Source organism: Bradyrhizobium sp. SHOUNA76, from assembly GCF_023006445.1.
Taxonomy (GTDB): domain Bacteria; phylum Pseudomonadota; class Alphaproteobacteria; order Rhizobiales; family Xanthobacteraceae; genus Bradyrhizobium.
Genome location: NZ_JALBHA010000282.1, coordinates 1 through 8,367, shown reverse-complemented (window position 1 = coordinate 8,367; position 8,367 = coordinate 1). Strand labels below are relative to the sequence as shown.

The window sequence follows — 8,367 nt, the reverse complement described above, 5'->3', positions numbered from 1 at the left end:
CACGACGGCCTGACCGCCGAGGCGGCCTTCGGTGCCGACCTCGCGCGCGACGCGCGTCACTTCGGCGGCGAAGGAGCGGAGCTGCTCGACCATGGTGTTCAAGGTGTCCTTGAGCAGCAGGATCTCGCCGCGCACGTCCACCGTGATCTTCTTCGACAGGTCGCCGCCGGCGATCGCGGTCGCGACCTCGGCGATATTGCGGACCTGGGCCGTCAGGTTCGAGGCCATGAAGTTGACGTTGTCGGTGAGGTCCTTCCAGGTGCCGGCGACGCCGGGCACTTCCGCCTGTCCGCCGAGCTTGCCTTCGGTGCCGACCTCGCGCGCGACGCGCGTCACTTCGCCGGCGAAGGCGTTGAGCTGGTCGACCATGGTGTTGAGCGTCTCCTTCAGCTGAAGGATCTCGCCCGAGACGTTCACTGTGATCTTCTTCGAGAGGTCGCCGCTCGCGATGGCCGTGGCGACGTCGGCGATGTTGCGGACCTGCGCGGTCAGGTTCGAGGCCATGAAGTTGACGTTGTCGGTGAGATCCTTCCAGGTGCCGGCCACGCCAGGCACCTGGGCCTGGCCGCCGAGCTTGCCTTCGGTGCCGACCTCGCGCGCGACGCGCGTCACTTCCGAGGCGAAGGAGTTGAGCTGGTCCACCATGGTGTTGATGGTGTCCTTCAGCTCCAGGATCTCGCCGCGCACGTCCACCGTGATCTTGCGCGATAGGTCGCCGCGCGCCACGGCGGTGGTGACGTTGGCGATGTTGCGCACCTGTGCGGTCAGGTTGCCGCACATCGCGTTGACGGAATCGGTGAGGTCCTTCCAGGTGCCGGCGACGCCGGGCACGATGGCCTGGCCGCCGAGCTTGCCGTCGGTGCCGACCTCGCGCGCCACGCGCGTCACCTCGGAGGCGAAGGAGCGCAGCTGGTCCACCATCGTGTTGATGGCTTCCTTGAGCTGAAGGATCTCGCCGCGGACGTCGACGGTGATCTTCTTGGACAAGTCGCCGTTCGCCACCGCGATAGTCACCTCGGCGATGTTGCGAACCTGGTTGGTCAGGTTGTTCGCCATCGAGTTGACGCTCTCGGTGAGGTCCTTCCAGACGCCGGTCACTTCCGGCACCTGGGCCTGGCCGCCCAGCTTGCCTTCGGTGCCGACCTCGCGGGCCACGCGCGTCACCTCGGAGGTGTACACGCCGAGCTGCTTGATCATGGTGTTGACGATGGTCGCCGACTGCAAGAACTCGCCGCGGAGGGGACGGCCGTCGACGTCGAGCTTGACGCTCTGGAGCAGGTCGCCTTGCGCGACGGCTGCGACTGTGCGCGTCACCTCGCGGGTCGGCCACAGCAGGTCGTCGATCAGCGTGTTGACGGAGCCTTCCATGTCGGCCCAGGAGCCGGAGGCGAGGCCGAATTTCACGCGCTGGCGCGTCTTGCCTTCGCGGCCCACCACTTGGCCGACCAGTTCGAGCTGCTGCGCCATGCGCTGGTTGGCGGCGATGATTTCATTAAAAGTGTCGGCGATCTTGCCGTCGATACCGAGATAGTCGCCGCTCATACGCACGGAGAAATCGCCGCTGCGCATGGCCTGTAAGGCGAGGAGCAATTCCGGTCGGGAATCGGGCTCCGACGTACCGTTGATTTTTGGCTTTGGGACGCGACGACCGGAGCGTGATGCAGATCCGGGATCGAGGTCGCTCATACTGATTCCCCCGCAAGCGTCGGCCGAATCTAGGGCGTGACGCAATTAGTCAAACTAGAGCGTCAGCCAAATTCGAAATCAAGCGCCAAGGTTGCGGCGCGTGGAAAAGGAACCTGCTTTGCTCAGCCCGATAGTCGCAACGAAGAAAAAGCCGATTGGTTCCATCCGGTTCCAAGAGTTTTCGGGCCGGTTCGCCGCCTTTGTGGGCACCTGCTGCCAATCGGCGGGGCGGGCACCACGGACGGCGGCGGCCGGAGACGAATGGGGCTATTTGTCTGCCATCGTCCGCTCCGCATCCTTCATCTGCGAGCGCAGCACCGGCAGTTGGTCGCGGGCAAAGGCGGCCAGTGCGGCGTTGTCGGGAGCTTTGAGATAGTGCTCGAGCAGGTCAATGGTGGATTCATATTCAGGGATCTGCGCGGCATAGAAGGTTCGGACGTAGGCCGGTCCGTCCGAATTGTCGGGCTCGGCGAGGCTTGTGCTCGCCTTTGTCTTGCCGACGCGCGGCTCGGCGCCGATCGCCTCTTGGATGTCCTTCAAGGCCTTGTCGCGTTTCGCCGCTTCCTCGGCGCGCAGGGCGGCGAGGTTCTTCACCTCCGCATTGCCCTTCAGGTCGGTGCTTTCCAGCAGACCCTGCTGGAAGCGGCTGAACGCGTAAAGGCCGTTGACGACGTCGGTCGCCGTCGGGACGCGTTCGCCCAGCCTTCGCTCGCCGGTACTGTCGGCAAGCGCTGCGGTGCTGACGAACATCAGGATGATCGCGACAAGAACTCGCATCGCTATCAATGACCGATGACGTGCGAAGTTCCCCGAACGTTACGATCCGTTAAGGGCGGTTGCGACGCGACAGTTCCGTCCCCACGTCTTGTTCATGAAACAGTCTGACATCTTCAGGGACAACGCCGACAACTGCCTGCAGCTCGCCGAGCGAGCGGAAGGGCAACCTGCCCATAAGCGCTATTCGCGCATGGCGGACGCCTGGACCGCGCTCGCGAGAGAACAGGACTGGCTCGATGGCGAAATTCCGCCCGTCACGACCCGTACCTCCCAAAAGCAGGACGCATAGGCGCTCCCGTTTGGGTGTGAGGCCGCGCACGGAATGCAGGCGACCAATCCAGGATCATTCGGGAACAGTCAATCGCGTTGATTTTCGATTCCAGAAGGAGATTTTGCAATGGCTCCGCGTCTTGCTCTTCTTTCACTCATTCTCGCTTTTGGCGTCTCCGTGGCGTTCGCGACGGTGACGACGGTGCGGCAGGTGCATCTGGAGAATGCATCGACTGCGGTCCATGCGGCGCATAGCTAGCGCCGCGGCCTCTCGTCTGCACCGGAACATTCGACGCGCCGGTGCGTAAGCGCTTCAGGACGACTGGAGAGGCGAGAGGACAACATGGCTCATTCCGACCACGGTATCGTCAGGGATCAGCGCGCGGAGGATCAACCGCGTGACAAGCAGCGCGCGCAGACCGCGCACAAGACGGGCTCGAAGGGCTCGCCGTCGCGCGAGGCGACCCGCGATCCCAAGCTCAACGACAACACCAAGACGCCGGGATCCGGCGTGATGCCGGACGATTCCGGCGACGCCCCGACGGGCTAGTTCTCGCAAGGAACGAATCCCTGCGCCAAGAGTCGACGGATTGCTTCCGGTTGTCATGCCCCCGGTGCGCCGGAAGCAATCTCCAAGGACGGCCCCGGCACCCCACTGTGCCGGGGTCGTTTTGTTTTGCGAGGCCGATCGAATCAATCCTCGGCGTCGTTCTCGGATTTTCCCGGGGTGTGTCCGTCTGGCCCTCGGCCAAATACACCAAACTCGCTTGATTTGACGCCCGTTGACGGGTCGATGCTCGTCTCGATGCCCGCGGCTGCGAGTCCGAATTTGAGCAGTTCGCGTACCGCCGCGGCACGCGTTGGCATGCGGTGCTTGAACCGGAAATCATCCACTGCGGCCAGCTCTTCCGGGGAAAGCATGACTTGGAGCCGCTCGGCGCGAAGGTCGTTCATGGTCAATCACGCAAATTGAGCAAGATGAGTAATTTGCTAAACCGGCCAACTTGCCGCGAGTTCCACCGGAGTCCAAAAAAGCGCCAGTTTAGCAAAATAGTCTTAATAAATCAATAGGTTACTTGAAACGATTCGCGCGCAGGCGCATTTTCATAGCTAAAGGGAGATGCGTCATGACGGACGAGGTCACGTTACCCCGCAAGCTTTCCGAGGAACGCGAAGCACAAAGGCCGGTGCGCGCAAGCCACCAGAAGGTCATCGAGCAAGTCGAGCGCTGGGCCAACAGCCCGGGTCTTCAGCCACCGAGGACGGAAGATGCGAAGACGATCTGAGCCACATACGTTCGAACAACGTCTCGCGGCGCAGAAGCTGCGGCTTGAGCACGAGCTGTCGGGCCTGCCGAATGGGCGCCAGCGCGACGTTGTTGTCGCGCGCATCGATCAACTGCAGACCGCTGCCGAGATGTATGGCTTCCTGATGCTACGGGACGATGCCGCGGCCCCTCGCTGATTGCCCGATGCGCTCGGTCTGCACCGCGCGCGAGGTGATGCGAAACTTTCGCCTCAGCCACCACGCCAATACCGACACGGCCGCCCATACCAGAATGGCAGCCACGAACGCGCCAATCGTGGTTGCCTGAACCACGACGTAAAAAACTGAGGCGAATGCTGCAAGACCGATGCTTCCCAGGCCCGCACCCGCGGCATCGAGCGCTGCGGCCTGCTGTCCGCGCCTCCTTCCGCTGAGGCCGGCTTTTTCCTTGGCGCGGCGCTCATGACTTTCGATCAGCGTTGCGCTGGCGCAGAAGATGGCGGGGAGCGCGAGGAAGAGCCCGCCGGCGGAGACGCCGAAACGCGCGCCCACGATCCCCGCGATGACCGTTGCCAGTCCGCCAAGCAGGAAGCGGACACCGTACTCGTACCACCGTGACTGTTTTAGCGCCGATGGAGACAGCTTGACCAGCATCAGGCGGCACCCCCAAAGCCCGCGAGCAGACCGAAGGCGACGACGAGCCATACGGCAAAGGCGGCGATGGTGGCTGGCAGTGCGCCGAGATGAAACCTCATCAGGAGATGGCAGACAACGAGGCTGTAGCAGGCGAGCGCGATGGCACCATAGATCATCGTCCAGCTTGCGGCGGCGACATATTGCGGGCCGTGCTGGACGACGGCGATGCTGAGAGTGGCCAGCGCGACCGACGGAGCCGCGCCGAGCAGCCCGGCAAAGCTCTTCGGTTTGAGCATGTCTCCCAGGATCGCGAAGGCGGAGACGATGACCCCGCCCGCGATGAAGCGCACGAGATATTCCGTCATGACCGCACCCGCGAGGCAGGAGGCCGCTGCCGTAGCTTTCCAAGCGTGAGCGGCCTGAACAGTCGCTCGACGACGACGCCGAGGGTGAAGCCCGCGACGACGTCGCTTGCCCAGTGTGCAAGCACGACGACGCGCGTCAACGACAGAGCCACGGCAACCGAGCGCACCAGCCGGCGCGGGACGGGGGTCAGCAGCCCGGCCGCTGAGGCCAGCGCGCCCATGTGCAGAGCATGGCCGGAAGGAAATGCATCGTGGGATCGCCCCGAGATGGGAACACCGTTTGCATGACCGAGGACTGTCAGTCGGTCGGGCCTCGTCTGGTCAAACAGCGACTTCAGCAGGTGCGGCAGCACCGCAGTCGCCAAGGAGACCGCCAACGCGTGATTTGCAGCAGGACGCGCTTCGGGTCGCCGAAGCTGGGCGTAAAGCCATCCAGCCGCAGCGAGCGCAAGCAGCACGTGCTCGTCCGCCGCCCAAGTCAAAGCCTGGGCGACTTGCTCGAGACCTGAATTGGTGTCGTGCGCAATTTCGCTTGCGAGCGCCTGGTCGATCCGGGTGGGCTTTACTTTTACGAGTGCCATCGGTCCGGCGAGATATCCTAGATGACGGTCTGGTAAATTCTGTATGGCAAAGAACGTTCCTGGGCGCGCCGTACAGCGTAGCGGCGCGGACAGATGGAAGCCAGCGCGACAGGCTGCTCGAGGCGGCGGCGCGAGCTCGTAAGTTCAGTGTACGGAGAGAGGCGCCGTTGCCGCGACGAGGAGGACGCCGCGGGGCGGCCTCCTCGTCCGAAGCCGTTACTTGGACTGTCCGACGCTCGGCGCCTTGCCGAGCTCCTTGGCCATGTCGAGATGGTGCTTGAGCGCCGGCAGCGTCTTGCCGGCCCAGTCCTTCAGCGCGGAATTGTCACCGCCCTTGGCGTAGCGTTCGAACAGCGACACCGCATCTTCATGGGCGCTGACCTGGTAGGAATTGTAGTCCGAGCTGAATTCCTTGCCCGTGGCGTTCTTGAGCTTGTCGAGCTTGCTCTGGTGCGAGCTGTCGAGCGCCGTCGGCAGGGTCGCTTGCACCTTGCCGTCACCGACGAGACCCTTGAGCTGAGTGCTGGTCTTGGTGTGGTCGGTCACCATTTGCTGTGCGAAGCTCTTCTCCTGCGCGTTGCCCTTCTGCTGGGCGAGCTTGCTCGACTCGATCTCGAACATGTCGCTGATCGCGACCTCCTTGACGAAGTCGGCGGTAGCAGGTGCGACGCCGAGCGCCGAGTTGACGCCGGTCTTCTCGCCCAGCGACTGGGCGAGCGCGGGGCCTGCGAGAAGCACGCAGGCAAGGGCGATGACGGTCCGTTTCATGTCTGGTCCCTTCGATCGGGCGCGCAGCCTCTTGCCGCGCGATGTTGCGCCGATCAACACGCCGCAGGGGCCGCGGTTCCTAACGACTAATCCGCGGGATTCCGTCCGGTGCGCGGATTGATGGGATCGGTCGGCTTGCGTCGAAGCCGCTCGGGCAGAAACGGTTCAGTGGGGGCGGCCGTGGCGTTGGCACGCACGTCGGCATGGCGCTGCGCGCGCTCGTGCGGCGTCTTGTTGTCATTGAAGTGGTATTTCACGTCGACGCCATCGACGGGATCGTTGACGCCATGCTGGATATCGCGGAAATCGCTCATGGTTCACCTCATTCCTTTCCCGGCAGGATCGTTTCGAGCACCTGCCGCGCTGCTCCCTCAATCATCCCGCTTTCGTTCGGATCGCGCCAGGAGCGCCAGTACTTTGCGGCGGTAATCAGCAGCGCGTCGTAGAGCCCGGTGACGAGATGCGAAGCGCCGGGCCCGGAGGTCGCGATGCAGACGCCGAGCTCCCTCGAGAATTTCGCGTAAGCAGACGCCATAAACGCCGCCATCTCCTCGTGCCGCGCCTGCACGAAGCCGATCTGGCCGTCGGCCACGCACGCCCCATTGATGCAGACGCTGGACGGTGAAGTCGGAGACGGTCTGGGACACCATGCGCGGCCTCGATTCCGAGAGCTGTTTTGAAGCTCAGGATTCCGAGAGCTGTTTTGAAGCTCAGAGAACCGCTCGCTCGCTGCGATGTTCCTGTCCGAGTGCTGAACAGCGGCGTGCGGAACAGCGGCGGAACGATCGCTCGCCTGTCCGGTTGATTCATGCACTCTGTGAGTGGAGCACCGAGATGTTGAATCAAGCAGAGCTGGACCGCGCCGAGATTGGCCGTTTGATTGGCAGCGACAAGGTCGAAGGAACATCCGTCTATGGTGCCGACCGCAACCGGATCGGCTCGATCGAGCGTGTGATGATCGACAAGATCAGCGGCAAGGTGTCCTACGCCGTGCTTGGGTTCGGCGGCTTCCTTGGGCTCGGGAACGATCACTACCCGTTACCGTGGCAATCGCTGAAATACGATACGGAGCTGGGCGGGTATGTCACCGCGATCACGGCCAAGGATCTGCAAAGCGCGCCGAAATACGGCGAGCGAAGCGATTGGAACTGGGGTGATGAAGCCGCAATTCGTGGCATCAACTCCTATTACGGTGTTCCCTTCGCATAGACGTTGCATGGAAAGGGAGTTCGAGATGAGCAAGGAACGGCCGACCGACGATCCTCGGGATCAGAATGACTGGGGATCGCACCGACAGACGGACAAGCCCTGGAAGGGCAATCCGGAGAAGGAACAAGGATCGGACAAGGTGAAGCCCGATCTGGAGAAATGGCACGAGACGAAGACGCATTGACACGAGTGCTTCGCGCGGGAGAAGGATGAAGCGCGGCGTTCATGACGCCGCGCTTCATCCTTGAGGATCGCGTTCACGAATGGCCACGCGGCTCTCCACCTGGAATGCCAGATGGACGCCGGCGCCTGGAGCTGCGGCATGGTCGCGGGGTCTGATCCATGACATCCCCTCCTGCAAGGAACTCATCGATAGGATCCATGGGTGAGGCGGAGCAGATCATCCGCAGCCGTCTGATAGGGGTCCTGGATGGGACGGGGGCGACGCGAAGGTCGCCTGACACCGCCAAACTTCTTAACCACGGCGGCACTTGACCGCTGGAATTGCACGCGACGCCTCCTAAATAGGGGTAAATTACCCCTTTCAAAATCAATTTCAGGAGGCGTCCGTGGTCCTGAAGAGCGTTCATTTTGCAGTTGCCGTTGCCCTCGTGCTCGCTGGCGGCGGCATCGCACGCGCTGACGACTACAAGCCCGACGAATATCTCGGTCTCGATCTCTCCAAGGCAGTGCTGTCGCCGAAGCGGCTCGGCCCGGAGACGCAGTTCGCGCCGGTGGCTTTGGAGGCGCGTGGCGGCAACGAGGCGCAAGCCCGCGCCGAGCCGATCGACGTGCCGACGAAGGTTGCC

15 protein-coding genes and 3 pseudogenes are annotated in these 8,367 nt (G+C 63.1%); 9 read left to right on the top strand and 9 right to left on the bottom strand.

Translation table 11 applies throughout. The features are described from left to right. On the bottom strand, window positions 1-1,686 hold a 1,686-nt coding region (locus MOV74_RS24445; RefSeq protein ID WP_246928354.1), incomplete at its 3' end, for a HAMP domain-containing protein. A 267-nt stretch (window positions 1,687-1,953) separates the two neighbouring features. Beyond that, window positions 1,954-2,463 (bottom strand): DUF4142 domain-containing protein, encoded by a 510-nt coding sequence (locus MOV74_RS24440; RefSeq protein WP_246928352.1) that lies wholly within the window; start codon window positions 2,461-2,463, stop codon window positions 1,954-1,956. 94 nt (window positions 2,464-2,557) lie between these two features. On the opposite strand from MOV74_RS24440, the gene MOV74_RS24435 reads away from it, so the two are divergent. From MOV74_RS24435 to MOV74_RS24430, 3 genes are all read left to right on the top strand, one after another. Next, window positions 2,558-2,752 (top strand): hypothetical protein, encoded by a 195-nt coding sequence (locus MOV74_RS24435; protein WP_135177413.1) that lies wholly within the window; start codon window positions 2,558-2,560, stop codon window positions 2,750-2,752. A gap of 108 nt (window positions 2,753-2,860) precedes the next feature. Next, window positions 2,861-2,992 carry a hypothetical protein gene (locus tag MOV74_RS40855; protein WP_258719551.1) on the top strand — a complete coding sequence of 44 codons (132 nt, stop codon included), beginning with the start codon at window positions 2,861-2,863 and terminating at the stop codon, window positions 2,990-2,992. A gap of 84 nt (window positions 2,993-3,076) precedes the next feature. Then, window positions 3,077-3,283 carry a hypothetical protein gene (locus MOV74_RS24430; RefSeq protein ID WP_246928350.1) on the top strand — a complete coding sequence of 69 codons (207 nt, stop codon included), beginning with the start codon at window positions 3,077-3,079 and terminating at the stop codon, window positions 3,281-3,283. Window positions 3,284-3,426: 143 nt separating this feature from the next. Here MOV74_RS24430 and MOV74_RS24425 read toward each other — a convergent pair whose 3' ends face one another. Then, window positions 3,427-3,687 (bottom strand): hypothetical protein, encoded by a 261-nt coding sequence (locus MOV74_RS24425; protein ID WP_246928348.1) that lies wholly within the window; start codon window positions 3,685-3,687, stop codon window positions 3,427-3,429. Window positions 3,688-3,860: 173 nt separating this feature from the next. On the opposite strand from MOV74_RS24425, the gene MOV74_RS24420 reads away from it, so the two are divergent. Further along, complete coding sequence (locus tag MOV74_RS24420; protein ID WP_246928345.1) at window positions 3,861-4,019, top strand: hypothetical protein; 159 nt, start codon at window positions 3,861-3,863, stop codon at window positions 4,017-4,019. Next, the gene (locus MOV74_RS24415) at window positions 4,003-4,197 is read left to right on the top strand and encodes a hypothetical protein (RefSeq protein WP_246928343.1); all 195 of its coding nucleotides are present in this window, start codon (window positions 4,003-4,005) and stop codon (window positions 4,195-4,197) included. The genes MOV74_RS24420 and MOV74_RS24415 overlap by 17 nt, the downstream gene beginning before the upstream one ends. Here the strand turns inward: MOV74_RS24415 and MOV74_RS24410 are convergent. The 6 genes and pseudogenes from MOV74_RS24410 to MOV74_RS24385 all read right to left on the bottom strand — a co-directional run. Then, complete coding sequence (locus MOV74_RS24410) at window positions 4,168-4,653, bottom strand: hypothetical protein (protein ID WP_246928341.1); 486 nt, start codon at window positions 4,651-4,653, stop codon at window positions 4,168-4,170. The two genes, MOV74_RS24415 and MOV74_RS24410, sit on opposite strands and share 30 nt — an antisense overlap. Beyond that, window positions 4,653-5,000, bottom strand: a complete 348-nt coding sequence (locus tag MOV74_RS24405; RefSeq protein ID WP_246928339.1) for a DUF3147 family protein — start codon at window positions 4,998-5,000, stop codon at window positions 4,653-4,655. The genes MOV74_RS24410 and MOV74_RS24405 overlap by 1 nt, the downstream gene beginning before the upstream one ends. After that, window positions 4,997-5,581: a phosphatase PAP2 family protein gene (locus tag MOV74_RS24400; RefSeq protein ID WP_246928338.1), complete on the bottom strand. Its 585-nt coding sequence runs from the start codon at window positions 5,579-5,581 to the stop codon at window positions 4,997-4,999. The genes MOV74_RS24405 and MOV74_RS24400 overlap by 4 nt, the downstream gene beginning before the upstream one ends. Window positions 5,582-5,797: 216 nt before the next feature. Beyond that, entirely contained in the window at window positions 5,798-6,349 is a 552-nt protein-coding gene (locus tag MOV74_RS24395; RefSeq protein ID WP_246928336.1) for a DUF4142 domain-containing protein, read from the bottom strand. Between the two features lie 86 nt (window positions 6,350-6,435). Continuing rightward, on the bottom strand, window positions 6,436-6,663 hold the full coding sequence (locus tag MOV74_RS24390) for a hypothetical protein (protein ID WP_246928334.1): 228 nt from the start codon (window positions 6,661-6,663) through the stop codon (window positions 6,436-6,438). A 116-nt stretch (window positions 6,664-6,779) separates the two neighbouring features. Further along, a pseudogene (locus MOV74_RS24385) lies at window positions 6,780-6,996 on the bottom strand (thiamine pyrophosphate-binding protein); the annotation flags it as partial. A 187-nt stretch (window positions 6,997-7,183) separates the two neighbouring features. Between MOV74_RS24385 and MOV74_RS24380 the strand changes: the two are divergent. The 4 genes and pseudogenes from MOV74_RS24380 to MOV74_RS24370 all read left to right on the top strand — a co-directional run. Further along, complete coding sequence (locus MOV74_RS24380; protein WP_246928356.1) at window positions 7,184-7,558, top strand: PRC-barrel domain-containing protein; 375 nt, start codon at window positions 7,184-7,186, stop codon at window positions 7,556-7,558. A gap of 25 nt (window positions 7,559-7,583) precedes the next feature. Then, the gene (locus MOV74_RS24375) at window positions 7,584-7,742 is read left to right on the top strand and encodes a hypothetical protein (RefSeq protein WP_246928333.1); all 159 of its coding nucleotides are present in this window, start codon (window positions 7,584-7,586) and stop codon (window positions 7,740-7,742) included. A gap of 99 nt (window positions 7,743-7,841) precedes the next feature. After that, window positions 7,842-8,053, top strand: a pseudogene (locus MOV74_RS41045) (hypothetical protein); the annotation flags it as partial. Between the two features lie 74 nt (window positions 8,054-8,127). Further along, a pseudogene (locus MOV74_RS24370) lies at window positions 8,128-8,367 on the top strand (hypothetical protein); the annotation flags it as partial.

Bases quoted from the DNA above. Each gene is read 5' to 3' on its own strand.
- MOV74_RS24440 (WP_246928352.1), bottom strand. From the start codon at position 2,463: ATGCGAGTTCTTGTCGCGATCATCCTGATGTTCGTCAGCACCGCAGCG.
- MOV74_RS24435 (WP_135177413.1), top strand. From the start codon at position 2,558: ATGAAACAGTCTGACATCTTCAGGGACAACGCCGACAACTGCCTGCAG.
- MOV74_RS40855 (WP_258719551.1), top strand. From the start codon at position 2,861: ATGGCTCCGCGTCTTGCTCTTCTTTCACTCATTCTCGCTTTTGGCGTC.
- MOV74_RS24430 (WP_246928350.1), top strand. From the start codon at position 3,077: ATGGCTCATTCCGACCACGGTATCGTCAGGGATCAGCGCGCGGAGGAT.
- MOV74_RS24425 (WP_246928348.1), bottom strand. From the start codon at position 3,687: ATGAACGACCTTCGCGCCGAGCGGCTCCAAGTCATGCTTTCCCCGGAA.
- MOV74_RS24420 (WP_246928345.1), top strand. From the start codon at position 3,861: ATGACGGACGAGGTCACGTTACCCCGCAAGCTTTCCGAGGAACGCGAA.
- MOV74_RS24415 (WP_246928343.1), top strand. From the start codon at position 4,003: ATGCGAAGACGATCTGAGCCACATACGTTCGAACAACGTCTCGCGGCG.
- MOV74_RS24410 (WP_246928341.1), bottom strand. From the start codon at position 4,653: ATGCTGGTCAAGCTGTCTCCATCGGCGCTAAAACAGTCACGGTGGTAC.
- MOV74_RS24405 (WP_246928339.1), bottom strand. From the start codon at position 5,000: ATGACGGAATATCTCGTGCGCTTCATCGCGGGCGGGGTCATCGTCTCC.
- MOV74_RS24400 (WP_246928338.1), bottom strand. From the start codon at position 5,581: ATGGCACTCGTAAAAGTAAAGCCCACCCGGATCGACCAGGCGCTCGCA.
- MOV74_RS24395 (WP_246928336.1), bottom strand. From the start codon at position 6,349: ATGAAACGGACCGTCATCGCCCTTGCCTGCGTGCTTCTCGCAGGCCCC.
- MOV74_RS24390 (WP_246928334.1), bottom strand. From the start codon at position 6,663: ATGAGCGATTTCCGCGATATCCAGCATGGCGTCAACGATCCCGTCGAT.
- MOV74_RS24380 (WP_246928356.1), top strand. From the start codon at position 7,184: ATGTTGAATCAAGCAGAGCTGGACCGCGCCGAGATTGGCCGTTTGATT.
- MOV74_RS24375 (WP_246928333.1), top strand. From the start codon at position 7,584: ATGAGCAAGGAACGGCCGACCGACGATCCTCGGGATCAGAATGACTGG.